The organism is Phytohabitans maris (assembly GCF_031085175.1).
Lineage (GTDB): Bacteria > Actinomycetota > Actinomycetes > Mycobacteriales > Micromonosporaceae > Phytohabitans > Phytohabitans maris.
The window spans coordinates 131,224-154,506 of the sequence record NZ_JAVHUY010000009.1 but is presented as its reverse complement, the minus strand read 5'-3'; the positions used below and the strand labels follow the sequence as shown (position 1 = coordinate 154,506).

At 71.6% G+C, this 23,283-nt stretch carries 20 protein-coding genes; 11 read left to right on the top strand and 9 right to left on the bottom strand.

Annotated elements, in window-relative coordinates; genetic code table 11:
• Nucleotides 1-9: 9 nt before the first annotated feature.
• Genes RB614_RS11895 through RB614_RS11885 form a run of 3 tightly spaced genes read right to left on the bottom strand, consistent with a single transcriptional unit; the run spans nt 10 to nt 2,948 of the window.
• Complete coding sequence (locus RB614_RS11895) at nt 10-1,188, bottom strand: acyl-CoA dehydrogenase family protein (RefSeq protein WP_308712497.1); 1,179 nt, start codon at nt 1,186-1,188, stop codon at nt 10-12.
• The gene (locus RB614_RS11890; protein ID WP_308712496.1) at nt 1,158-2,120 is read right to left on the bottom strand and encodes an NmrA family NAD(P)-binding protein; all 963 of its coding nucleotides are present in this window, start codon (nt 2,118-2,120) and stop codon (nt 1,158-1,160) included. Before RB614_RS11890 ends, RB614_RS11895 begins: the two co-directional genes overlap by 31 nt.
• A 27-nt stretch (nt 2,121-2,147) precedes the next feature.
• Nucleotides 2,148-2,948, bottom strand: coding sequence for an SDR family NAD(P)-dependent oxidoreductase (locus tag RB614_RS11885; protein WP_308712495.1), 801 nt, complete (start codon nt 2,946-2,948; stop codon nt 2,148-2,150).
• Nucleotides 2,949-3,052: 104 nt separating this feature from the next.
• Between RB614_RS11885 and RB614_RS11880 the strand changes: the two genes are divergently transcribed.
• The 7 genes from RB614_RS11880 (at nt 3,053) to RB614_RS11850 (ending at nt 12,081) form a co-directional block, all read left to right on the top strand.
• Nucleotides 3,053-4,222 (top strand): acyl-CoA dehydrogenase family protein, encoded by a 1,170-nt coding sequence (locus RB614_RS11880; protein WP_308712494.1) that lies wholly within the window; start codon nt 3,053-3,055, stop codon nt 4,220-4,222.
• Between the two features lie 2 nt (nt 4,223-4,224).
• Nucleotides 4,225-5,277: a phosphotransferase family protein gene (locus RB614_RS11875; RefSeq protein ID WP_308712493.1), complete on the top strand. Its 1,053-nt coding sequence runs from the start codon at nt 4,225-4,227 to the stop codon at nt 5,275-5,277.
• Nucleotides 5,277-6,038: an SDR family NAD(P)-dependent oxidoreductase gene (locus RB614_RS11870; RefSeq protein WP_308712492.1), complete on the top strand. Its 762-nt coding sequence runs from the start codon at nt 5,277-5,279 to the stop codon at nt 6,036-6,038. The genes RB614_RS11875 and RB614_RS11870 overlap by 1 nt, the downstream gene beginning before the upstream one ends.
• 62 nt (nt 6,039-6,100) lie before the next feature.
• Complete coding sequence (locus RB614_RS11865; protein WP_308712581.1) at nt 6,101-8,026, top strand: MFS transporter; 1,926 nt, start codon at nt 6,101-6,103, stop codon at nt 8,024-8,026.
• Nucleotides 8,027-8,265: 239 nt separating this feature from the next.
• Entirely contained in the window at nt 8,266-9,318 is a 1,053-nt protein-coding gene (locus RB614_RS11860; protein WP_308712491.1) for an ABC transporter substrate-binding protein, read from the top strand.
• Nucleotides 9,319-9,330: 12 nt separating this feature from the next.
• Nucleotides 9,331-10,992: an ABC transporter permease gene (locus RB614_RS11855; protein WP_308712490.1), complete on the top strand. Its 1,662-nt coding sequence runs from the start codon at nt 9,331-9,333 to the stop codon at nt 10,990-10,992.
• 3 nt (nt 10,993-10,995) lie between these two features.
• Nucleotides 10,996-12,081: an ABC transporter ATP-binding protein gene (locus tag RB614_RS11850; protein ID WP_308712489.1), complete on the top strand. Its 1,086-nt coding sequence runs from the start codon at nt 10,996-10,998 to the stop codon at nt 12,079-12,081.
• Between the two features lie 19 nt (nt 12,082-12,100).
• Here RB614_RS11850 and RB614_RS11845 read toward each other — a convergent pair whose 3' ends face one another.
• Genes RB614_RS11845 through RB614_RS11835 form a run of 3 tightly spaced genes read right to left on the bottom strand, consistent with a single transcriptional unit; the run spans nt 12,101 to nt 17,066 of the window.
• Nucleotides 12,101-13,387: a VWA domain-containing protein gene (locus RB614_RS11845; protein ID WP_308712488.1), complete on the bottom strand. Its 1,287-nt coding sequence runs from the start codon at nt 13,385-13,387 to the stop codon at nt 12,101-12,103.
• 14 nt (nt 13,388-13,401) lie between these two features.
• The gene (locus RB614_RS11840) at nt 13,402-15,546 is read right to left on the bottom strand and encodes a serine/threonine-protein kinase (protein ID WP_308712487.1); all 2,145 of its coding nucleotides are present in this window, start codon (nt 15,544-15,546) and stop codon (nt 13,402-13,404) included.
• The gene (locus RB614_RS11835; protein ID WP_308712486.1) at nt 15,543-17,066 is read right to left on the bottom strand and encodes a hypothetical protein; all 1,524 of its coding nucleotides are present in this window, start codon (nt 17,064-17,066) and stop codon (nt 15,543-15,545) included. The genes RB614_RS11840 and RB614_RS11835 overlap by 4 nt, the downstream gene beginning before the upstream one ends.
• A 238-nt stretch (nt 17,067-17,304) precedes the next feature.
• Between RB614_RS11835 and RB614_RS11830 the strand changes: the two genes are divergently transcribed.
• On the top strand, nt 17,305-17,517 hold the full coding sequence (locus RB614_RS11830; protein ID WP_308712485.1) for a hypothetical protein: 213 nt from the start codon (nt 17,305-17,307) through the stop codon (nt 17,515-17,517).
• Here RB614_RS11830 and RB614_RS11825 read toward each other — a convergent pair.
• From RB614_RS11825 to RB614_RS11815, 3 genes are read right to left on the bottom strand one after another with little or no spacing between them, the layout of a single operon-like run.
• Nucleotides 17,486-18,112: a DUF1775 domain-containing protein gene (locus RB614_RS11825; RefSeq protein WP_308712484.1), complete on the bottom strand. Its 627-nt coding sequence runs from the start codon at nt 18,110-18,112 to the stop codon at nt 17,486-17,488. The two genes, RB614_RS11830 and RB614_RS11825, sit on opposite strands and share 32 nt — an antisense overlap.
• Nucleotides 18,109-19,815, bottom strand: a complete 1,707-nt coding sequence (locus RB614_RS11820; protein WP_308712483.1) for a copper resistance CopC/CopD family protein — start codon at nt 19,813-19,815, stop codon at nt 18,109-18,111. Before RB614_RS11820 ends, RB614_RS11825 begins: the two co-directional genes overlap by 4 nt.
• Nucleotides 19,815-20,558, bottom strand: coding sequence for a YcnI family copper-binding membrane protein (locus RB614_RS11815; protein WP_308712482.1), 744 nt, complete (start codon nt 20,556-20,558; stop codon nt 19,815-19,817). Before RB614_RS11815 ends, RB614_RS11820 begins: the two co-directional genes overlap by 1 nt.
• A gap of 205 nt (nt 20,559-20,763) precedes the next feature.
• On the opposite strand from RB614_RS11815, the gene RB614_RS11810 reads away from it, so the two are divergent.
• The 3 genes from RB614_RS11810 to RB614_RS11800 all read left to right on the top strand — a co-directional run bounded on the left by RB614_RS11810 (nt 20,764) and on the right by RB614_RS11800 (nt 23,283).
• Entirely contained in the window at nt 20,764-21,015 is a 252-nt protein-coding gene (locus RB614_RS11810) for a DJ-1/PfpI family protein (RefSeq protein WP_308712481.1), read from the top strand.
• A gap of 562 nt (nt 21,016-21,577) precedes the next feature.
• Nucleotides 21,578-22,798 carry a serine hydrolase domain-containing protein gene (locus RB614_RS11805; RefSeq protein WP_308712480.1) on the top strand — a complete coding sequence of 407 codons (1,221 nt, stop codon included), beginning with the start codon at nt 21,578-21,580 and terminating at the stop codon, nt 22,796-22,798.
• 257 nt (nt 22,799-23,055) lie between these two features.
• Complete coding sequence (locus RB614_RS11800; RefSeq protein ID WP_308712479.1) at nt 23,056-23,283, top strand: hypothetical protein; 228 nt, start codon at nt 23,056-23,058, stop codon at nt 23,281-23,283.

The following is a 23,283-nucleotide window of genomic DNA, read 5'->3' as shown; positions in this document are numbered from 1 at the left end:
GTAGCCGGACTAGCCACGCCGGAGCGAGGAGTAGGGAAGGTCCTTGTCGACCCTCGGCTCGGCGGGCAGGCCGAGCACGCGCTCGGCGAGAATGTTGCGCATGATCTCTGTCGTCCCACCTTCGATGGAGTTGGCCCGGGAGCGCAGGAAGAGGCGACGTGGGTCCCGGGACGCGCCCCCGCTGGGCTCGTAGGTGTCGTAGAGCAGCGCTTCGTCGCCGAGCAGGTCGAGGCAGAGCTCGTAGCCGGCCTTGTTCAGCTCGGCGAACCCGACCTTGCTCACCGAGCTTTCCGGACCGGGCGCCCCGCCCGCCCGCCTGGCAGCGCGCGCGGCGTACAGGCGGAGCACGTGGCCGCGCAGCCACAACCGCGCCATCCGCGACCGGAGAGCCGGATCGTCGCCAGCTCTCTCGCGGTACAGGGCGAGCGCGAGCTCGACAGGGCCGCTCTCAGTCGCCTTCGTGCCGAACATGTCGCGCTCGTTCATGAGCGTCGACATCGCGACCTTCCAGCCCGCGTCGACCGGACCGAGCCGGTCGGCATCGGGGATCCAGACGTCGGTCAGGTACACCTCGCTGAACTCCGCTTCGCCGGTGATCTGGCGCAGGGGCCGGATCTCGACACCAGGGGCCGTCAGGTCGAGCACGAAGTAGGTGAGTCCGCGGTGCTTGGGCTGGGCCGGGTCGGTCCGCGCGAGCAACATGCCCCGCTGGGAGGAGGTGGCCATGGATGTCCAGACCTTCTGCCCGGTCACCCGCCAGCCGCCGTTCTCGCGCACCGCGCGGGTGTCGATGGCGGCGAGGTCGGAGCCCGCCCCGGGCTCGGAGAACAGCTGACACCAGCGTTCCCCGGTCGCGATGGCCCGCAGATAGCGTTCCCGCTGCTCGGCCGTACCCCACGCGACCACGCTGGGCGCGCCCATCGAGTACGCCAGCCTGCTCTCGACCTGGAGGTTCGGCGCACCGGCGGAGGTGAGCAGTTCGAACACTCTTCGCTGGAGGTCACGCTCGACGCCGATCCCACCGTGGCCGACGGGGTGGTGTACCCAGGTGAGCCCCGCGTCGTACTGGGCGGCGAGGAAGCGCGCGCGGTCGGTGGCCGCCGGGGGGTGGTCTGCCAGGAGGCGGTGGGTCAGGGCCTCGACCCGCTCCTCGGGGCTCATCGGCCCGGGGAGCAGGCCCGCGCCCACGCCTCGAGACTCAGCGGCTCGACCCCGAAGGACCTGAGCTGCTCCGGGGTGGCGGGCTGGCCCACGTCGCGGTTCCACTCGCTCGCCTGCACGATCGGCGCGACCATTCCCTTGGCCAGCGCCTCCCGCGCCGTCATCGGAAGCTCGGGCGGGAGGATCCGCTCGCCCCAGGCGCGCGACAGCACCTCGGCGATCTGGTCGAAGGTGAGGACGTCACCCGCCAGCTGGAGCTCGACGCCGTCGAACCGGTCGGGGTCCATGATGGCGGCGGCGGCCGCGCGGCCGATGTCCTCGACCGTCACGAGGGCGTAGGTCGTCTCGGGGTCGACAGCCGCCAACAGGCGATTGCCCGTCCGCCCCTCGAAGTACACCGACGGGCGGCGGAACATCTCCATGAACGTGGAAGGGTAGAGGATGGTCCAGGCCGCGAAGCCCGCCTTCCGGACCAGGTCGTTGACCTCTTCCTTGCTGGCCCAGTACTCACTGATCGGCGGCACCTGATCGCTGTACGAGCGGTGCCAGCGACCCTCGTCCCATCCGGGCGCCGCCAGGTGGTGGCCGGCGCCTGACACCGACGTCTGGACGAAGTGGGGCACCCCTGCCGCCGCGGCCACCGGGACGAGGTTGCGCGCGTGGGTCCGCTCGGCATCGGCCCCGGGGTTCGCCATGTCCGGGCTGAGCACCGAGAAGACCGCCCGCACCCCGGTGCACGGCCGCACGAGTGACTCCGCGTCGTAGAGGTCGCCCACCGCCAGGCTCGCCCCGAGCTCAACGAGCGCCTTCGCGCGCTCGGAGTCAGCGTCGCGCACCAGGGCACGGACCGGGACCCCGGCGGCCAGGAGTGCCCGTGCGGTGGCTCCGCCCTGCTTCCCGGTCGCCCCGACCACGAGAACCGGGCCGCCGGCCGCGGGGTCGGTTCGTTCCTCGTTCATCTGCTCCTCCATGGTTGGCGTCCCTCCTCAGGACGTCGTGTAACCGCCGTCGACGACCAAGGTGTCGCCGGTGTGGTACGCCGATGCGTCGGACGCGAGGTAGACGGCGACGCCGGCGAAGTCCTCGCTCGTGCCCCAGCGCCGGATCGGCACGCGCTTGAGGATCGCCTCCCGCACTTCCGGCCGCTCGAAGCTGCCCTCGGTCATCTCGGTGCGGATCCAGCCGGGGATGATCGTGTTCGCCCGGATGCCGTGCCGCCCGAACTCGGCCGCGAGCCCCTTCGTGACCGAGACGAGCGCGCCCTTCGCGGCGGCGTACGACTGGAGCGTGGGCGCACCGCGGACGGCGGAGACGCTCGACGTGGTCACGAGCGAGCCGCCTGGATCGCCGGCCTCGGCACGCGCGACCATGTGCCGCGCCGCCTCGCGCAGTGTCCACAGAGCGCCATCGAGGTCGATCGCCAGCACCCGGTGCAGCTCGGCGGCGTCGAGATCCAGGAACCTGGTGCGACCACCCACGCCCGCGTTCGCGAAGACCGAGTCGATCCGGCCGAGGGATCGGACCGTGGCGTCGACGGCGGACGCCACGGCGCCGGCGTCGCTCACGTCGACCACGGCGGCGTGCACCTCGGCGCCGTACTGGGACAGCCGTCCCGCGGCTTTGTCGAGCTTCGTGGCGTCCCGCCCCCAGATGGCGACCGCGGCGCCCGCACGAGCGAGCCCCTCGGCCATGCCGAGGCCGATGCCGCCGTTGCCTCCGGTGATCAGCGCGACCTTGCCGGTCAGATCGAACGGCGCGTACGTCGCCCCGCCACCGTTCACAGTCATGGTGGCGAGACTCGCTGGTTCCAGCGGTCCGGTCGAGCGACTTGTTCAGCGGAGCGGACCGAGGACCGTACGAGCCACCGTCCGGCGTGGCTACCATTCCGCCCGTGTCCGAGCGAGATTTGGTCACCGAGGTCGTGGAGTTCATCGCCGAGCACGTCCTCCCCGTTGACGACGAGCACGACGGCGACGTCGAAGCAGCCGGCGGGGAGTCGCTGCGCGTCCGGCTACAGGCCCGTGCGCGTGAACGCGGACTGCTGTCCCCGCACGGCCCCCGAGACCTCGGCGGCCTCGGCCTGGGCATGGTCGACCGCGCGCCCGTTTTCGAGGCCGCGGGCCGCTCACTGTTCGGCGCGATGGCGTTGAACGTCAACGCGCCGGACGAAGGCAACGTCCATCTCCTCGACCGCGTGGCGACGCCGGGGCAGCGCGAGCGGTTCCTCCGCCCGCTCGTGCGAGGCGACCTGCGAAGCGCCTTCGCGATGACCGAGCCGGCGCCGGGCGCGGGCTCGGATCCCTCGCTGCTCGCCACGACCGCCACGCGAGTCTCCGGGGGGTGGTTGGTCAACGGACGCAAGTGGTTCATCACGGGCGCGGACGGGGCGGGGTTCTACATCATCATGGCTCGGACCAGCGGTGAGCTGGGTGACCCAGGCGGGGCCACGATGCTGCTCGCGCCGGCGGATCGCGCTGGAATCGAGGTGAACCGGCACATCGGGACCATCGACCGCGCAATGCTCGGCGGTCACTGCGAGGTCACGTTCACCGACGTCATGGTCCCGGACGACGACGTTCTGGGCGAGGTCGACGAGGGGTTCCGCTACGCGCAGGTGCGGCTCGGACCCGCGCGGATGACCCACGTGATGCGGTGGACCGGTGCCGCGCGGCGAGCCCACGAGATCGCGATCCAGCACGTCGCGGGAAGGCGGGCGTTCGATGGGCGACTCGCGGACCTCGGGATGGTCCAGCAGTTGATCGCCGACAGCGAGATCGACCTGGCCGCCACCCGCGCCCTGCTCTTCGAGGCCTGCCGGGAGCTGGACGGGGGCGGCCGTGCGGCCAGGAGCACCTCGATCGCGAAGACCTTTGCCGCCGAGGCCTTGAACCGGGTGGTCGACCGTGCCATGCAGCTCTGCGGCGGCTTGGGTGTCTCGAGCGAGCTGCCGGTCGCCAAGGTCGCCCGCGAGCTCCGGCCCTTCCGCATCTACGACGGTCCGTCCGAGGTGCACCGCTGGGCGATCGCGCGGCGGGCGATCCAGCGGGTCGGGGGCTTGTGACCGTGGACGCCGCGGCAGCCCTCTCCGCCCGCGAGCTTGCCGGTGTGGCGGCGGCGCTCACTCTGGCCGGCCACCAGCCGGTCGGTCAGCTCGACGCGGCGCTCATCTCCGGTGGCCGGTCCAACCTGACGTACCGGATCACCGACGGCGTGCGCCGCTGGGTGCTGCGGACGCCACCGAGAGCGGGCCGAACACCCTCGGCACACGACGTCGCGCGGGAGCACCGGGTGACGGCGGCGCTCCGGGGTTCTGACGTCCCGGTGGCCGAGGCCGTTCTGCTCCACGTCGACGAGGAGCTCCTGGGTGGCCCCTTCGCGGTGAGCGCGTTCGTCGAGGGCCGCGCGCTGCGGACCCGGGACGAGCTGGCCGAGCTTGGTGATCCGGAGGTCGGTCGGGTCGTGGCCAGCATGCTCGGTTCGCTGGTTGCGCTCCACCGGGTCGACCATCGCGCTGTCGGACTGGCGAGTTTCGGGCGTCCCGACGGGTACGCGGCCCGCCAGCTGCGGCGCTGGACCGGACAGTGGACCCTCACCGGGAGCGCCGAGCACCTGCCCCTCGCCGAAGAGGTCATTCGCGGCCTGGGCCGCCGGGTGCCGGAGCAGTTGGTCAGCACGGTCGTGCACGGCGACTACCGCATCGACAACACGCTGGTCCGCGATACCGATGTGGCGGCCGTGGTCGACTGGGAGCTTTCGACGATCGGGGACCCGGTTTCCGACGTCGCCATGATGTGTGCGTACCGGGACCCGGCGTTCGACCTCATCACCGGCGGCCCGAGCGCGTGGACCAGCGACCGGCTGCCCGCCCCGGACCGCCTGGCCGAGATGTACGCCGGAGCCGGAGGTCGTGAGCTCGCGCACTGGGACTTCCATCTGGCCCTCGCCAACTTCAAGATCGCGGCTATCGCGGCAGGCATCGACCACCGGAGGCGGTCCGGCGTCGGCAGCGGCCCCGGTTTCGACACGGCCGGTGAAGCCGTGCCTCGCTTCCTCGAACTCGCCCGCGACGCCCTGCCGCGAGCCGTCCGCAGACCGCCGCCACGGAAGAGGCCCTGATGCCTGTCCCGGAACTGTTCCGTCTCGACGGGAAGGTCGCCGTCGTCACCGGCGCCTCCAGCGGCCTCGGGGTCGCGTTCGCCCAGGGTCTCGCGGAGGCCGGAGCCGACGTCGTCCTCGGTGCCCGGCGCGTCGACCGGCTGGCCGAGACGGCCGCGCTCGTCGAGGCGACCGGACGGCGGGCCCGCTGTGCCGAGACCGACGTCGCCGACCCCGACGCCTGCCGCAAGCTGGTCGCGCTCGCGATGGAGGAGTTCGGTCACGTCGACGTCCTCGTGAACAACGCCGGTGTCGGCACCGCCGTGCCCGCGACGCGCGAGACGCCGGACCAGTTCCGGCAGGTGATCGACGTCAACCTCAACGGCTGCTACTGGATGGCGCAGGCCTGCGGCCGCGTGATGCGGGCGGGGTCGAGCATCATCAACATCGCCTCGGTCCTCGGCCTCACGACGGCCGGGCTGCCCCAGGCGGCGTACACCTCCTCGAAGGCGGGCCTGATCGGGATGACCCGCGACCTGGCCCAGCAGTGGACCGGGCGCAAGGGCATCCGGGTCAACGCGATCGCGCCGGGGTTCTTCGCCTCGGAGATGACCGACCAGTACCCGCCCGGCTACCTGGAGTCGCAGCAGGCGCGGATCCCCGCCGGCCGCATGGGCGACCCGGCCGAGCTGGCTGCCACGGTCGTCTTCCTGGCCTCCGCGGCGGCGGGCTACATCACCGGCCAGACGCTGCCAGTTGACGGGGGCATGACGATCGCGTGAGCCTGCGTCGGGCGGACCCACCGGCCGCGGGAAGCCGCCACAGGCTGGCGTTCCTGGGCCTGATGCTCGCGCTCTTCGTTTCGATGCTGCCGAGCACCATCGTGATGAACGCTCTCCCGAGGATCGTCGCCGACCTGGACGGCACCCAGACCGGCTACACCTGGGTCGTCGTGGGGACGCTCCTGGCGATGACCGTGGCCACGCCGGTCTGGGGGAAGCTGAGCGACCTGTTCGACAAGCGTGGTCTGCTCCAGACGGCGATCGCCATCTACTGTGCCGGCGCGGTCGTCGGCACTCTGGCGCCGAACATGCAAGTGCTGCTGACCGCCCGCGTCATCCAGGGCCTTGGTGCCGGGGGGATAGTCGCGCTCACCCAGGTCGCGGTCGCTTGGATCGCACCGCCCTCCCAGCGCGGGCGTTACGCCGGCTACTTCGGTGCCGTCTACGCGATCGCGACGGCCTCGGGTCCGTTCATCGGCGGTCTTGTCGTGGACTCGCCGGTGGGGTGGCGAGGCTGCTTCGTCATCAGCCTGCCCATCGCCGCCGCGGCGGTAGCGCTGCTCCACACCAGTCTGCGACTGCCGACGGTGCGGCGCCCGGTCCACTTGGACCTGGTCGGTTCCACGCTCGTCGTGGTGAGCGCGTCGCTCCTGCTCATCTGGCTGAGCCTGGCCGGTCACGAGTTCGCCTGGTTTTCCTTGGTGAGCGCCCTGATCCTGGTCGCGGGCGGGCTCAGCGGTGGCGCGGCCATCGTGTTCGAGCTCCGGCGCGCCGTCGACCCGGTCTTGCCCTTGCGGTTGTTCCGCGACCGCACAGTGCTTCTTGCCACGAGCGGCGCGGCCTTCATGGGCACCGCGATGTTCGCCTCGTCGCTCTATCCAACGCAGTACTTCCAGCTCGCTCGCGGGATGAGTGCGACGGCTTCCGGGTTGATGACCGTCTTCGCGGTAGGGGCGCTCGGCGTGGCGAGCGTGGCGTCCGGGCGCGCGATCGGCGTGACCGGTCGCTGGAAGTCGTGGCTCGTGGGCGGGGCAGTCCTTGTACTGGCGGGCCTACTCCTCCTCGGGACCGTCCGCGCATCCACGCCGCTCGGCCTGGTGGCGGCGTACCTGTTCGTACTGGGACTCGGCCTCGGGGTCACCGCCCAGAACCTCATCGTCGCCGTGCAGAACAACGTCGAACTGCCGCAGGTCGGAGCGGCCAGTGGCCTGGTCAGCTTCTTCCGCTCGATGGGCGGTGCGGTCGGGGTGTGCGTCATGGGCGCGGTCCTGGCCGAGCGGACCAGCGCCCATCTCACCGACGCGCTCGCCGACGTCGACCCGAGCGAGGTGACCGGTCCGGTGCCCGTCAAGGGGGCGATCCCGGAGCTCGCCGAGCTTCACGAGACCGTGCGGAGGGCGTACGGCGACGCCTTCGGTGCGGCGTTCGGAGAGACGTTTCTGGTGGTCGCACCGCTCGCCCTCGCGGCTGTCGTCTGCATCGCGAGGATCCGGGCGAAGAAGGATCAGCTGCCTCCCGAAACAGGAGTCGTTTTGAGAATCTTCCGGGACTTCGGTGAGCTCGAGAGCGCTCGGGGTGAATACCTGGGCGTCTCCAGCTGGCTGACGATCGATCAGGAGCGCGTGAATCGGTTCGCCGACGTAACCGGCGATCGTCAATGGATCCATGTCGACCTGGCGAGGGCGTCGACGTCTCCACTGGGTGGGACGATCGCCCATGGCTACCTCACCCTGTCGTTGATCCCCGCACTCAGCGCCGAGGTCGTTCGGTTCGAGATACCTGGGGCTCGGCTCAACTACGGGACGGAGCGGGTCCGATTTCCGAGTCCGGTCAGGACCGGGCAGCGGATTCGCGCGCACGTCACGATGCAGAGCATCGAGACGGTGCCAGCTGGACGACGCGTCGGGCTGCGGTACACCGTCGAGGTCGAAGGGGAGCCGAAGCCGGCCTGCGTGGCCGAGACACTCACGATGCTCGTGGCCGCCTGAGCCGGCGCGCGCCGCCCGGCCCGATCCCCGGTCGGGTCCGCCTCCGCAGGCCCAGGCCGCCGCCATCCGGCACCGGGCTCGGTAACGAACGCCCCCAGGAAGATGAACCTTGCGCATCGTCCCGGCGACTCTCTAAGGTCAGAATCTGATATCTCATACATGGCACGTCGGGCGAGCTAAGGGGCAACAGCGTGATCCTCAAGCGGGCAACCCTCCTTCTGGCGCCGGCGCTCTGTGCCGTGGCGCTTCTCACCGCCGGGTGCGGCTCGGAGTCCGACGGTGCCGGACCGACGAGCGGCGTCGACCCGAACCTCGGTGGCGGGACCGAGTGGCAGCAGATCGTCGACGCGGCGAACGCCGAGGGCAAGGTGGTGCTGTACACCGCCAGCGACGGTGCGACGACGACGCTGCCGCCGGCCTTCGCGAAGGACTACCCCGACATCGAGCTGGTCGTCGTCCACTATGCGTCCGGCCAACTGACCGCGAAGCTGGACGCCGAGAAGGGGACGACCTCGACCGGCGCCGACGTCGCGATGGCGTCGTCCAAGGGCTGGTGGGACAGCAACGTCGATCGGCTGCCCGAGATCACGGGCCCGGCGCTCGCGAGGTACTGGTCGGAGAAGCCGTCGTACGTGCTCGGCGGCGACAAGTACGTGATGTCGGGCGCCACGCCGCTGGGCGCCGCCGTCAACACCGACCGCCTCAAGGAGCTGAAGGCGGATCCCATCACCGGGTACAAGGACCTGCTGCAGCCCGCGCTGGGCCGGAACATCGGCATCGTCCCGGGGGAGGGCTCGCCGGCCGCCGAGCAGTGGTGGTACTACGCGACCCAGGAGATGGGTGGCGCCGACGCCCTCAAGCAGTTGGCGTCGCTGCGGCCGCGCGCCTACGAGAACGGGACTACGCCGCTGGCGACCGATGTCGGATCGGGCGAGATCGCCGTCGGCTTCTACGCGACGCAGTCCTCGACCCAGGCGCTGGCCGAGCAGGGCGCGCCGATCGAGTTCGTACCCCTGGAGCCGGCGATCGCCATCGGCGGCTACACCGGGATCGTGGGCACCGCCCGCCCGAACGCCGCCCAGGTGCTCGCCAACTGGCTGCTGTCGCCGGCGGGTCAGGTCGCGCTCTTCGGCGAGGGCAACGCGTGGACGCCCCTCCAGAAGGCCGAGCTCGGCGAGGTGCCCTCGACCATGACCTCGATCCCCGAGGACAGCCACCTGACCGACGGCGTACTGACCCCCGAGCAGTCCGCCTTCTACGACGGCCAGTTCCTGCCGAGCCTGGGTCGCTGAGGTCCCGTCCTCATGGCGTCCCGCAAGAACCGGCGAGGCATCGCCTGGTGGGCCCTGGTGCTGCTGATGGCCGTGCTGATCCTGTGGCCGCTGGTCAACCTCGAAGCGAAGATGGCGACCGACACCGGCGCCTTCCGGCGGGCCCTGGACTACCCCGGCCTCGGCAGCGCGCTGGTCAACACGCTGGTGCTCGCGGTCGGCACGGTGGTCGTCGCGGTCCCGAGCGGGACTGCGCTCGCCTGGGTCGCGCAGCGGACGCCGCCGCGGATGCGCGGGGTCGTGGCCTTCCTGCCGATGGTGCCGCTGATGCTGCCCCCGGTGGCCAAGGTGGCCGGCTGGACCTACCTGCTCTCGCCGCGGACCGGCGTGATCAACCGGCTGCTGCGTGAGACGGGCCTCTTCTCCGCCGACACGGGCCCGATCGACATCTACAGCATGACCTGGATGATCGCGATCTCCGGGATCACCCTGACCTCGTTCGTCTACCTGTTCGTCAGCGCGAGCCTCCGCCAGCGAGGCGTCGAGCTGGAGCTGGCGGCGTCGGCTTTCGGGGCGAACGGGTGGCAGACCTTCAGGAGGGTGACGCTCCCGCTGCTCAGGCCGGCGCTGACCTACTCGACCGGCATCGTGTTTCTGCTCGCGCTCGGTCAGTTCACCACGCCGCTGCTCCTGGGCGGGCCGCGCAACATCGAGGTGATCAGCACGGTGATGTACCGCGTGGCCAGCGCGCCGCCGGTCGACTACGCGATGGGGGCCGTTCTCGCCGTCCCGCTGCTGCTCTTCGGTGTCCTCGTGGTCGCCGGCCAGCGGTGGGCGATCGGCGACGAGCGCCGGTTCGTCGCCATGTCGGGTCCTGGGGGACGGGTCGGCACCCGAAGCTCGTGGTGGGCGCTCATCCCGGTGGCGCTCTACCTCGGCGTCGCGGTGGTGCTGCCGCTCGCCGCGCTGATCGTGGTGTCGCTCGTGCCCTACTGGTCCGGTCGAATCGACGTCGCGTCGTTCACCTTCGCCAACTGGGACCGCGCGCTGTCGAACCCGACGACCCAGGAGGCGATCGCCACGACGGGCTGGGCGGTCCTGTTCACCGTGGTCATCGTAGTACCGGTGGGCTATCTGTGCGCGCTCGCGCTGGTCGGTCGCTCCGGTGCGCCCCGACTGGCGCGGCGCGGCGTCGACCTGCTCAGCAGCGTCAGCCTGAGCATGCCGGCGGTGCTGCTCGGGTTCGCCTTCCTGCTCACCTACACCGAGCCTCCCTTCCGGCTGTACGGGACGACCGCCATGGTCGTGGTCGCCTATGTCAGCCTGATGGTGCCGCACGCCATCAGGCCGCAGCTGAGCGCGATGATGACTGTCGGGCCGGAGTACGCCGAAGCGGCCCGGGTCGGTGGGGCCGGCCCGCTGGCCACCGCCTGGCGGGTGGGCCTGCCGTTGACCCGCACCGGGATCGGCGTGGCCGCCTCCCTCGTCGTGATCATGGTGGTCCACGAGTTCGCCGTCTCGCTCATGGTCACCTCGCCTGGGCGCCGGGTGATGGGAGCGCTGCTCTACGACGCGACGAACTTCGGCACCGCTCCCCAGATCGCCGTCGTAGCCCTGCTCATGGTGGTCGTGAGCTCCATCGGAATCGTCGCGGCGGTGCTGATCGGCGGCACCAGGTCGCTGGAAAGGACCTAGGAGATGAGCGGAGTCGAGATCGCCCGACTGTGCAAGACCTTCGGCGGCGACGTGCCCGCGATCGACGAGCTCAGCCTCGCGATCGAGCCAGGTGAGATGCTGGTGCTCCTCGGCCCGAGCGGGTGCGGGAAGACGACGTTGCTCCGCTGCCTGTCGGGCTTGGAGCGTCCCGACAGCGGCGAGATATCGATCGCGGATCAGCGGGTCTTCGGCGACCGGGTCGAAGTTCCGACGCACCGCCGCGATCTCGGGATGGTCTTCCAGAACTATGCGCTCTGGCCACACATGTCGGTGGTGGAGAACGTCGAGTTTCCCCTGCGCTACCGCGGCCGCCTGCCCCGCGAGGAGCGGCGACGTCGCGCCCACGAGGCGCTGAGCCTCGTCGAATGTGAGCACCTCGGTGACCGGCTGCCCTCACAGATCAGCGGGGGCCAGCAGCAGCGCGTCGCCCTCGCGAGGGCGCTCGTGGGCGAGCCGAGCCTCATCCTCTTCGACGAGCCCTTGTCGAACCTGGACTACCGCCTGCGGGTCCAGCTGCGCCAGCAGATCCGTGAGCTGCATCGGAGTCTCGGGTTCACCGGTGTCTACGTGACACATGACCAGACCGAGGCAATGCAGCTCGGTAGCCGAGTCGTCGTACTCGAACGCGGGAGGGTGGCGCAGGTCGGGACACCGGAGCAGCTCTTCCGATCGCCGAAGTCGCCCTATGTCGCGGACTTCCTGGGCATCGACAACCGCGTCGCCCTCGAGAGGAAGCGGGAGGGATGGTTGGCCAACGGACTGCCCGCGCAGGTCGCCGACGGGCACGGGCTGCCCGAGGGCAGGTACGACCTCTTCCTGCGGGCGAGTGACATCAGCATCGGCACTCCAGCGGCGATGGCCGGGTACGGCGTGACCTTGGCGGCGACCCTCCACGACAAGGTCTTCGCCGGCGAGGTGACGGAGTGGATCCTGCAACTGGGCGATACACGGATCCGCGCGGTCAGCGGCCACCACGACGTCGCCGCCTTGGTGGGCGAGCGGGTGGTCGTGGGGTTCGAGCTGAAGTCCGCGGTCGTTTTCCGGTCGGAGGCATCAACGCCGTATTAGGTCGAGGCCGGATGACCCGTCAGCCGTGTCCGATTCGGACGGTCCTGACGGAGCGCACGTTGGCCAGCTCGGCGTCGACGCCGGTGGCGTCGTCGCGGAGTCGCACGGTCCCGTGGCGTGGGTCGATCACGTCGACGAGGCGGCTGAGCAGTTCGACGGTTTCGTGGTGGCCGGTCAGGTGCGCCAGGTGTACGGCGCGGCCGAGCTTGGCCGTCGCGGTGGCGGCGTCGCCGGCGGCGCGGGCGGCGAGCCCGTCCTGGATGGCGGTGGCGAGCTCGGCCTGGCCGGTGTAGTGCGCGACCCGTGGGTTGATCCTCGTGTACAGCGTCTGGTCGGCGGTCCAGGTCGCGGTGACCCGCGACTCGACGAGCACCTGGTCGTGGTCGACGAGGCTGACCCGGGCGGCCAGCCGTTCCTCGCCGGTCGCGCCGGCCGGTAGGTCGACGGAGATGTGGTAGTCGCGGCTTTCGGTGCCCCAGGCGCCGGTGGGATAGTCGCCGATCCGTGGGCTGACCGGGCTCCGGCGGCCGGTCAGGTCGTCCACGTGGGGGAAGACCTGCTTGACGAAGCGGATGGTGGAGCCGGCCGGTGTCCACAGCCGCAGGGTCACCTCGCCCAGGGCTTTGCCCATCGCGGTCTCGGTCATCAGCCGGAAGTCGGCGACGAGTTCCTCGGGGTGGGCCAGGCCGTCGGCGGTGCCGAGCAGGGCGGAGGCGACCAGGCGTAGCTCGGTGCCGCTCCAGTCGCTGCCGACGCCGCGGGTGTCGCAGACGAAGTGGCGTTCGCAGCCGCGCAGCGCGGTGGCCAGTTCCCGGGGGGTCTCGTGCTCGTTGCGGCCGTCGGTGAGCATGATGGCGTGCTTGACCTCGGCCGGGTGGCCGGTGAAGAGGTTGTTGGTCAGCCGCAGCCAGCTGCCCACGGCCGTCCCGCCGCCGGCGCCGAGTCGGGAGACCGCGTGCTGGGCCTCGACGCGCGACTGCCGGCTGGCCGGCACCAGCGGCGGCGCCGGCGGGTACACCAGCTCGGCGTAGTCCCGGCCGGCCACGACGGCGAACGCGACACCGTCGCGCAGGCTCTCGATGGCGGCGATGGTCGCCTTCTTCGCCTCGGCCATCTTGCTGGGTGGGTCGTCCATCGAGCCGGAGCAGTCGACCATGATGACCTGGGCCGCGTCCGGCGGTCCGGCGGCGGCGTGGCGGGCCACCGCGGACGCGGCCACCGACACGACGGCGTCGACCACGGTGCCGGCGGCCGGCAGGTACGGGTTCTGGTGCACCTCGGCCTGGAAGCCGGGCTGACTGGTCACTGGGCTCTCCTGGTTCAGACGATCGTCCATGGGCGTACGTCGTTGGCCTGGTCGACCATGGCGCAGCGCAGCCGCTGGTCCTCCTCCAGGCTGGCCAGGACCCGGTAGTTGCGCTCCAGCCCGAAGCGCAGCTCCCGCTCGGTGAGCCCGTGGCCGAGCATCGCCCCGGGCGGGGCGACCGCCGCGTTGCCAGGACCGGTACGGCCGAGCCATCGCAAGGCGGTCTGAAACATCTCCACCGCGAGGGTGGCCTGCCGCCGGGTGTCCAGGCGCAGCCGCTCCAGGCGGCTGGAGGCCTCGATGAGGTCCACGTCGGTCAGCGTTCCGGGCCGGTGGTCGAGGCGGCCGCGGACGGCGGCGATCTGCGCCGGCACCTGCTGGCTGGAGGTTTCCGGCACCTCGTCCAGTACCGCGACGGCGCCGGCCCGGTCTCCGGCGGACAGCCGCATCCGGGAGAAGCCGAACGCGGCGCTGACGTAGGCGTGGTCGACCCGCCAGACCCGCTCGTACCGGCGGGTGGCGCCGGCGGCGTCGCCGACGAGCTCGCACGCGGCGGCGAGCGCGAGCTGGGCGGCCGGCTCGCCGGGGAGCGTGTCGTACACGGCGTCGAACTGGGCCCGGGCCTGGTCGGGCCGGCCGCCGGCGAGGGCGATCAGGCCGGCGTACCAGTTGAGTCGCCAGTCAGTGCCGTCGTCCGGCAGGCTCCACAGCTCGGCCCCGGCCGCCTCGGGGTCGCCGGCGTCGACGAGGGCGCGGACGATCTGCAGCCGCACCTCGAGGCTCTGTACGGGCGCGGACCGCAGCGCGTCGATCCCGCTGGCGCTCAGCGCGGCGAGGAACCCGGCGGCGGGGTCGGCCGGATCGACGAGCGGCACGGGCAGCGCCGCCGCCACCCGCGGCCCGAGCAGCTCGCTGTCGACGTTGCCGAAGACCGTCCGCTCCGGCGTGAACCGGGTCGAGCCGCTGGCCCGCGGCTTTCCGTCGGCGGCGGCGAGCACTTCGCGGAGCACGCCGAGGAGCTGGTCGGCCATCTCGCCGGCGGACTGGAACCGCTGGCGGACGTCGGGGTGGGTGGCCCGGCGCAGGAACCGGTGGTAGGACTCCTCACGGGCGAACAGCTCCACGTCCTCGCGGTCCGGCAGCCGGCCGGCGTACCGGGTGGCGAACCCGGGGAAGTCGATGCTGAGCCTGGCGAGCGTGCGCCCGACCGTGTAGAGGTCGGAGGCCACCGAGGGCCCGGCGGCGCGGATCTCCGGCGCCTCGTAGCCGGGCGTGCCGTAGAGCACCGAGTCGTTGTCGCCGACGCGTCGCACCGCGCCGAGGTCGATGAGCTTGAGCTGTTCTTCGGCCTGGATCACGTTGTCCGGTTTGAAGTCGCAGAACAGCAGCCCGCGCGCGTGCAGGTAGCCGAGGGCCGGTAGCACTTCCAGCCCGTAGGCGAGGACCTGCGGCAGCGGCAGCGGGATCCGCCCGCCGTCCGGTCCGCTGCTGGCCACGGCGAGTTCGCGCAGCGACCGGCCGCCGACGTACTCCATCACGATGTAGCCGACCGGCTGGCCGGTCTTGGGGTCGGGGTGCTGCACGAAGTCGTGGATCTTGACGATGTTGGGGTGGTCGACCTCGACCAGGAACCGCCGCTCGGTGATCGCCGACGCCAGCGCGCCGCGGTCGCCGGTGTCGATCAGTCCTTTGAGGACCACCCAGCGCTCGGCGGCGGAGTCGCTGACGTTGCGGTCGCGGGCGAGGTACACCCAGCCGACGCCGCCGTGGGCGAGCGCGCCGAGGATCTCGTACCGGGCGTCGACGACCTCGCCCGGGCTCAGCCGGGGCACGAAGGAGAACGGCGTGCCGTCCTTCGCGCAGAACCCCTCGGTGCGGCCGGGGCGCCCGTCGTGGCCGCGTCCCACGGGCTCACCGCAGTGCCCGCAGAACCTGTCGTGTTCGGGCACTCTCGGGTCGGCCATGACCGCGGTGAGCGGGTCGCGCAGCGGCACCGGCGGCACCACGACGAGGTTCGCGCCGAGCCCGCCCCGCGCGGCGACGCGGGTGTGGCTGGCCGGGGCGGCGGCGCCGTCCAAGCCGGCCTTGTGGCCGCACTCGTCGCAGTAGCCGTCGGCCGCGTAGGCGCCGGTGCAGCCGCTCTGCCGGCAGGCGATCATCCGATGCTCCTGTGGTACTCGGCGAGTCGGCGGCGCAGGCCCAGTGCGAGCAGCCCGAGCACGAGCACGGCGGCGACGGCCGGGATGACCGTCCACCCGGCCAGCTGGCGCTCGCCATCGCGGATGCTGCGCTCGAACCAGCCCTCGTTCATGTCGATCCAGGCCGACAGCGCCTTGTCGTACTCGCTGAAGTGGTAGTTGGAGTCGCCTGGGTTGTAGCTGGTGCAGAACGCGATGGCCGAGCGCAGTCGCCCGCCGCTGGCGAGCTGCCGGATCTGCCGGTCGTCGACCTGGTAGACCTGGTACGTCTCAAGCGTCTTCTCCGCGAGCTCCCGCTCCCCGACGAAGGTGATGTTGCGGAAGCCCTTGCCGTAGAAGCCCTGCCACTCGATGGCGGTGCGGTCCGCCCGGTACGCGCGCTGTGCCGCGCTCAGCCGTTCGTCGAATGTGGACAGCGTGGCGCCGTCGAGGGCGACGAGCTGGAGGGTCTTGTCCAGGAACGCCTTCTCGTACTGTCCGGCCCGCTGCGGGTCGAGCAGGTAACGGCTCTCGTCCGCGTTGGCGTCGTAGCTGACCGCCCGGGCCCGGTTGAGCGCCAGCACCGAGTCGAACGAGTCCTTCTTGGCCACTCGCAGGTACTCGGCGCCGTTGGTGGTCAACGTGTGGCCGGAGAGCACGAGTACGGCAGCGATCAGGGTGGCGAGCGCGAGCGCCGGGTTGAGCCAGCGGTGGAACCGGCGGGACACGTACACCTGCAGCAGGAACAGGGCCGCCAGCAACAGGATCCCGACGGCCATGAGCCAGGTGCGGACGGTCAGCGCCAGGCCCCGCTGCCGCTGGTACGTCTCCTCCAGGATCTGCGAGTTGCGGTCGATGAGCCCTTGCGCGGCCGGGAGCAGCACGGCCTTGAGCAGGTCGGTGGCCTCCCGGTATTTGGCCAGCGTCGACGCCGTGGGTCGCCCCGCGGGGTGGCTCTCCTGCTCGTCCAGCAGGACCATCTGCGCCGCGAGCGTCTCGTAGCGGCCCAGTCCGTCGAGGATGTCGCGGACCGCCCGCGCCGCCTCCGGATCGGCGTCCGCCGTTTCCGAGGCCCGCTGCAGCGCCTGGCTGACCTGCCCGCGCCGCTCCTGGTAGATCTTCAGCGCGTCGCCGCGGGTGAAGCCGAGCCCGGTGTCGTTGCCGACCAGCAGGATGTTGGCCAGCTGGGCGTCCATGTCACCGAGGGCGAAGTAGAGGTCGCTGCTGGCCATCACCACCGGCGCCGTCTGGCGGCCGATCACCTCCAGGCCGCCCCGCTCGCGGCGTACCTCGAAGGTCAGCAGGGCCGCCAGCGCGACGGCGAGCGCGGCCGCGACGAGTGCCATCACCCGGATCCGCGCCGGCGTCGTAGCCGGCTCGCGACGCTCCCGGGCCGCGGCCTGCAGCCGCGTCCCGCCTTCTCGCGGCGCGGGCGGGAGGCCCGCGCTACGGCGGTGTCGCGGCGCCGGCGGCGGCTTGACGGCCGGGGTGAGCAGATCCATGCTTCCCTTCCGGGTACGCGCGAAGGGTGCGGACCTCATCCACATGGCCTGCCCCCGACAGACGAATGTGGGTCACCGCGCACACGGCTGGCGCGCACCCGGGACACCGGAGGCAGCTTGGCAAACCGACGACGCGGATGTCGTGTCTCTTGACGGAAAAACTACGCACTCCTGCCGGTAACCTTAGGGGTTCCTTTCGGCATTGACCATGCGTGTCCGGGCGGTGACTCGGGCGTTCGTGCGGGAATTGACGGGCGCGGTCGTCGCGCACCTGGCCTCGCCGCAGGCGAACGTCGTCAACGGCGCTTACTACGACGGCTTCACGCCGGCGGAGCCGGCGATGCTCGTCGACAACCGGGGTGCGGTGCGGCGGCTGTGGAAGCTGAGCCCCCGCCTCACCGGCCTGGACGCCACGCCGGCTACTCGCGCACGGGGTTGGCCCGGCGGGTGACGACCGCGGCGGCGGAGCCCGCGGCGAGGACGAGGACGGCGAGTGCCGCGGCCGCCTGTGGCAGGCTGGCGCCGCCGGTGTCCGTGGGCGGGGCGGGTGTTCGGGGTGCGGCGGCGGGTTGCGGGGCGAGGATCGCGCCGGTGGCGATGAGGCTGGGTGCGGGGTGTTCGTCGCCAGGTTGGGGGTCGGTCCATTCGTATGCTTGGCCGTTGGGGCAGCGTTGCACGGTGGGGAAGCGCAGTGGTTGGCCGATGGTGCCGGTGAGCCGGGTGACGAGGGAGAAGGCGGCTTCGGCGCCGGCGTTGAGGCCGGGTCCGGTCCAGGTGACCCGACTGGGTGTGATGGTGGCATTCCAGCCGGTGGGTTGTTCGGTGCGGGTGGGTGGGGTCGCGCCGGCGGGGAGGGAGACGATCAGTTCGGTGGTGGGCGAGTCACCGCAGCCGTGGTCGAAGGTGAAGGTGAGTGTGGTGCTGCCGTCGCCGTTGGGTTGTGCCTTGGCGAGCAGCACGTGCGCGGCGGCGGGCGAGCCGGTGAGCAGCAGGGCCGCCGTGGTAGCGGTGATCGCGGCGATCACTCGCCCGGTGCGCCGGGTCATGGGATCTCCACGGGGATCTGGGCGATCGGGTTCTCGTACTTGGATGTGCGCACGCTGACCTCGATGATCCATCGGCCGGGCAGCGGGAACTCGGCGACCGCCTCGTACCGGCCGGGGGCGGTGCGGGAGACCGGGCGTTCGAGCGGGCCGACGTCCTGTGCGGGCAGGCTGAAGCTGAGTTCCGGTGCGGCGATCGGCTCGACCGGTCGTTTGCCGGCGTCGAGGATGTTGAGCTGCAAGGCGTTGACGCCGGTGGTGCCGGGGGTGAGCACGACGACCGCGCTGTGGCTGCCGAGCCTGGCGGTGAGCTCCACCGACGCCGGGTGGTCCGGGGGTGCGGACGGGGTGGTGCTTTCCCGAACGGGGCTCTGGGTGACCAGGACGCCGGTGGTGGCCAGGACGGCGGCGAGCAGTCCGGCCTCGGCCCGTACGGTGCGGCGCAGCACCGGCCAGGCCGGGCCGGCGCTCTGCTGCGGGGTGATGCGGGGGACCAGGCGGTAGCGGTTCCACGCGGCGATGGCGATGATGACCGCGACGAGGCCGACCTTCACCAGCAGGGCAGCACCGTAGGCGGTGCCGAACAGCGCCGACCAGGAGCGGATGATCCGCCAGCCCAGTAGCACGCCGGTCAGGGCGAGGCCGGCGACCAGCCACGCGGCGATCCGGGAGAACCCCGCGACGACCGCCGCGGCCGCGCTGGCGCTCGCCTGGGACGAGGGGAGCAGCAGCACGGTCAGGCCGATCAGCCCGCCGAACCAGAGGGCGGCGTTGGTGACGTGGAGCAGGTCGGCGCAGAGGACGAGTGCGGCCGGGCCGAAGGTGCGGGTGTGCCCGGCGAGAGCCAGCGATCCGACGGCCAGCGCGGCGGCGGCCGCGCCCGCGACCGGCGCGTACCACGGATGGGTCGGCGATCGGGTGGCGCGGACGGCGAGGAACGTCACGGCCAGGCCCACCGCGGCCAGCAGCGCGGTCAGCGTGGTGTCGCCGGTCAGCGCCGTGCGCCACGTCTCCGGCTCGGCGAGCGCGTCCAGGCCTTTGCCGTCCTGCCAGGCGACCACCACCGGCAGCGCGACGACGAGGACGGCCAGGGTGACCGGGACCGACCAGCGCAGGACGGCGTAGATCCGGCGGCGCACCACCAGGGTGCCGGAGCCACCCGCCCGGGGCAGCAGCAGGAGCGCGAAGGCGGCCAGGCCGGCGCTGGCGAGCACGCCGGCGTAGCCGAGCGCCTCGGTGACCTGGCGGGTGAGGCGGACGCCGCGGCTGGGCTCGGGGACCGCGGCGGCGCCGGCCTGGACGCCGGTCGGGGTGGGGGCGCCGATGGCGAACGTGAGCCCGCCGGCCACCGGGTGGCTGTCGGCGGAGATGACCCGCCAGGTGACCACGTAGCTGCCGTCACCCAGGCCAGGCGGCACGGAGATGACGACCCGGGTGTCCACCGTGCGGACCTGCGCCGGCTGCTCGCTGCCGGCGGCGTCCAGCAGCCGCACGGCACCGCCGCGGACCTGGACCGGTTCGTTGAAGGTCAGCGTGACCTCGGCCGGCGGGCCCGGCAGCACGGCACCGTCGGCCGGGTCGGTGCCGAGCAGCGCGGCGTGCGCTCGGGCCGGGGCTGCCGGCCCGAGCGCTATCAGGAGCCCGCAGAGCACGGCGCCGGCCAGGCCCGCCAGCCGGGTCGGCGGGCGTCGGGCAGCGACCGGCATCAGGCCGTGGTGTCGCGGGACTTGGTGAGATTCGGGCGCAGGACCGCGAACCCGCCCAGCAGCAGACCGAGGATGCCGGCCGCCAGGGCGATCCAGCTCACCGCGCTGGTACCACCGCTGTCGCTGTCGCCGGCGTCGCTCTGTGCACCGGTCAGCGCCGTGTTGGCATTGGCGGCGGGCGCCTCGTCGCCTTCCTTGGCGGCCTCGGTGACCTTGAAGCCGGGGGCGGGGTGTTCCAGGTCGTCGGCGTTCTGGCCGTCGGCGGGCACCTGCACCCAGGCGGTCTCGCCCTTCTCACAGGTCTGCACGGACGGGAAGACCAGCGTCTTGCCGGGCGTGTCCGGCAGTTTCAGGGACAGCTCGAACGTGTCGCGCATGTCGTCGGGCAGTGGCGCCCTGGCGGTGTAGACGACTTCGTTGACCCGCTGGGTGACCTCGTTGCCGTGGCTGTCCTTGACCGGCGGGTTGAGGTCGGCCATCACCTTCTGCACGGTCCAGTTGGTGTTGACCGTCGGCGTCACGGCGATGATGTCCTCGGGGATCTTGATGGCCACTTTGGTCGTGCCGGCCCCGTCGCAGCCGTGCGGTACCGAGACGGTCAGCACCGTGTACGAGCCGGCCGAGGTCTCCGTCGGGGTGACGGTGACGTGGGCGGCGGCCGGCGCGGCCGCCAGGAGCACGACACCGCCGACGAAAAGGCCGGCCGTACCGGCCTGCACGGTACGCCGCAACGCGGTCTTCATGGCATTGAATCCTTCCGCCGGAAGATGGGTTCCACCCGAACCGGGCGACCCGGCTCTGCTAGTAGTCGGCGCGGAGCCCGGAAAGGTTCCAACCGCGTTCCAACACGCCGGAAAAGTTAGAGAAGTCGATGGGTCGCGGGAACCGGACCGGTGTCGCCACCGACTGTTTCCCTGTCGTGTCGTACCGGCTGGGGATGGGGCCGGTGTGGCCGTGCCGGCGGTGGCGCGGGCCGCGTGCACCACGCACAACGGCGCCAAGGCCGAGCTGACCGCCCGGGGCGGCCTGGTCAAGAACGCCCGGGTGGTCGATGACGGCGACCTGGTCACCGCCGCTGGCATCACCTCCGGGCTGGAACTCGCCCTGCACCTGGTTCGCCGCGAGGTCAGCGCGGACGTGGCCACCCGGGCCGAGGGCGTCCTGGAGTACGAGGCTCGCCGCACGGTCTGGACACCCTGACCTCTCCGCAGGCACCGCGTCCGCACGTGTGAGGCCGGCTTGCGCACCACAGCGGGTCTTACCCCGGCCCCTGCGGGGGAGCCGGTGGCCGTCCGAGGGATGACACTTCACCATCGCGCCGCCGGCCGGGGCGGATGTGTGTGTGCGGGAGGCTCTGGAGCTGCCCCGTCTGTGCGTGCGACCGCACAGCTTCCCCGCACCCGCCGTGGGCGGTCAGCGCGGACCTCGTCCCCGGTCGGGCTTGGGTCGCGGAGCCGGCAGCGGAGGCCGGGGATCTCGGCGAGCGCCAGCTCGCCGCCGGCCTCCGCGGTGCCCGCGGGAAAGCACCCCACGAAACGCTCCGCTGCGCTCCACGTTCCCCGGGGACCCCGCGCATCCGGCCCACAGCTGCGACGGACCGGGGCAAATCCCGCTCTGGCCTGCCGGTGGAGTGCGTTCCGACCTGCGTCGTTGCGGCGCGCGGCTGGGGCCGGCGAGGTTACCGCCCGGCCTGATAACGCTGGGGTAACGGCCGTCCGGATTTGATCGCGTCAAAGCCCACGACGGACCACGGGAGAGGTACATGACTGCGTTTTCGCGTCGGACCGCGCTCGGCGCGCTCGGCACCGTTCCGCTTGCGGCGAGCGGTGTCCTCGCCACGGCAGGAGCCGCGATGGCTGGTGGGTCGACGGACGGCGTGATCCCGGCGGCCATCCGCTACGGCGGCCCTTACGACCGGTACCTGGCGCACCTGGCCAGTCAGGACCGGTTCTCCGGCACCGTGCTGGTGGCCCGCCGCGGGCGTACGGTGCTGGCCCGCTCGTACGGGATGGCCGACAAGCAGCGCGCGATCCCGAACCGGATCGACACCATCTTCAACCTGGCTTCGGCCGCCAAGCCGTTCACCGGCCTGGCTGTCGTCCAGCTCGCCGAGCGGGGCAAGCTGAGGTTCTACGACAAGATCGGCACCCACCTGAGCGGCTTTCCCGCCGAGGTCGCAAGCAAGGTTACGATCCACCACCTGCTGACCCACACCGGTGGGCTGACCAGCTATATGGGCACCGACGTGGAGCGGGTCTATCACAGCGTCGAGGAGTGGACCGAGACGATCCAGCGACGCACCCGCGAGCTGACGCTGCGATTCACGCCCGGCACCGACAAGGCGTACAGCAGCGAGGGGTACGAGATCCTCGGCGAGATCGTCGCGACCGTGTCCGGGCGCCCCTTCCAGCAGTACGTGCGGGAGCAGATCTTCGCGCCGGCTGGCATGACCGATTCGGCCTACTACACCCGGCCGCGGTGGTTGACCGACCCGCGCATCGCCCACCCGTACATCTATCAGCAGGACGGTTCGCGGGTGGACGGCGTGCGAAACCTGTCGGCCGGGGCGACGATCAACGGCGGGTTCGGCAGCAACGCGGCGCGGGGCTACGTCGGGTCGGGTGGGGGCGGCGGCTTCTCGACCGGGCCTGACCTGGTGCGCTTCGCGTTGGCGTTGCAGGGCGACACGCTGCTCAAGCGGCCGTACCGGGAGCTGTACCTGGGCGGCAAGGTCAGCAGCCCGCCGTTGGCCGGCGGCGCGCCGGCCGACCCGCGGCGCGGCGAATCGTTCCAGGCGTACGGGCCGATCGCCGGGTCCTTCGACGACCAGCGGATCGCCAGCCACGGCGGCGGTATCGCCGGCGGCAACACCAACTGGTCGATCTATCTGGACACCGAGTGGGTCGGGGTCGTCCTCGCGAACTACGACCTCGTCGACTTCCCGGCGATCATCGACCAGGAACGCGAGGCGGTCGCCGGCTGACGGGGCGCCCAACGCAACCTCGTCCCGCAGCCTCGGCGATCGCCAAGACCGGCGCGGCCCCCGAGCCGATCTCGCGACATCCCAGCGAGAGGTCCGGCCGGTCCCGATCCCCCCGCGCGGCCCCAAGACGGGTATCAAGTTCACCGTCAACCGGGTCGTCTGCGTCGACGAGACGGGCACCGGGATGGGCGAGTGGGGCTCCGACGAGATCGCTGGAGCGCATCCGCGAGGAGACGCGCGACGTCTACGAACCGGAGGTGAAGAACGACATCATCGCGCAGATCCTTGGCTCGCTCAGCGGCTGGTACGCGAACGAGCTGATCACCTTCATCGTCAACTCGTTCGGGGACGACGTATTCCTCGTGTCGGCGCACCTGCCGTACACGCTGAACAGCCTCGACGAGAGCGCGCGGTCCGGCGTGCACCGTTTCGAGGGTCACAACGGCGTCTACGAGCTGCACTACTCCTGGACCTGGCGCTACTAG

Coding starts and splice junctions, on each gene's coding strand:
- RB614_RS11850 (WP_308712489.1), top strand. CDS start 10,996: ATGAGCGGAGTCGAGATCGCCCGACTGTGCAAGACCTTCGGCGGCGAC.
- RB614_RS11825 (WP_308712484.1), bottom strand. CDS start 18,112: ATGACCCGGCGCACCGGGCGAGTGATCGCCGCGATCACCGCTACCACG.
- RB614_RS11890 (WP_308712496.1), bottom strand. CDS start 2,120: ATGAACGAGGAACGAACCGACCCCGCGGCCGGCGGCCCGGTTCTCGTG.
- RB614_RS11865 (WP_308712581.1), top strand. CDS start 6,101: ATGCTCGCGCTCTTCGTTTCGATGCTGCCGAGCACCATCGTGATGAAC.
- RB614_RS11820 (WP_308712483.1), bottom strand. CDS start 19,815: ATGCCGGTCGCTGCCCGACGCCCGCCGACCCGGCTGGCGGGCCTGGCC.
- RB614_RS11870 (WP_308712492.1), top strand. CDS start 5,277: ATGCCTGTCCCGGAACTGTTCCGTCTCGACGGGAAGGTCGCCGTCGTC.
- RB614_RS11835 (WP_308712486.1), bottom strand. CDS start 17,066: ATGGATCTGCTCACCCCGGCCGTCAAGCCGCCGCCGGCGCCGCGACAC.
- RB614_RS11840 (WP_308712487.1), bottom strand. CDS start 15,546: ATGATCGCCTGCCGGCAGAGCGGCTGCACCGGCGCCTACGCGGCCGAC.
- RB614_RS11885 (WP_308712495.1), bottom strand. CDS start 2,948: ATGACTGTGAACGGTGGCGGGGCGACGTACGCGCCGTTCGATCTGACC.
- RB614_RS11815 (WP_308712482.1), bottom strand. CDS start 20,558: ATGAAGACCGCGTTGCGGCGTACCGTGCAGGCCGGTACGGCCGGCCTT.
- RB614_RS11805 (WP_308712480.1), top strand. CDS start 21,578: ATGACTGCGTTTTCGCGTCGGACCGCGCTCGGCGCGCTCGGCACCGTT.
- RB614_RS11855 (WP_308712490.1), top strand. CDS start 9,331: ATGGCGTCCCGCAAGAACCGGCGAGGCATCGCCTGGTGGGCCCTGGTG.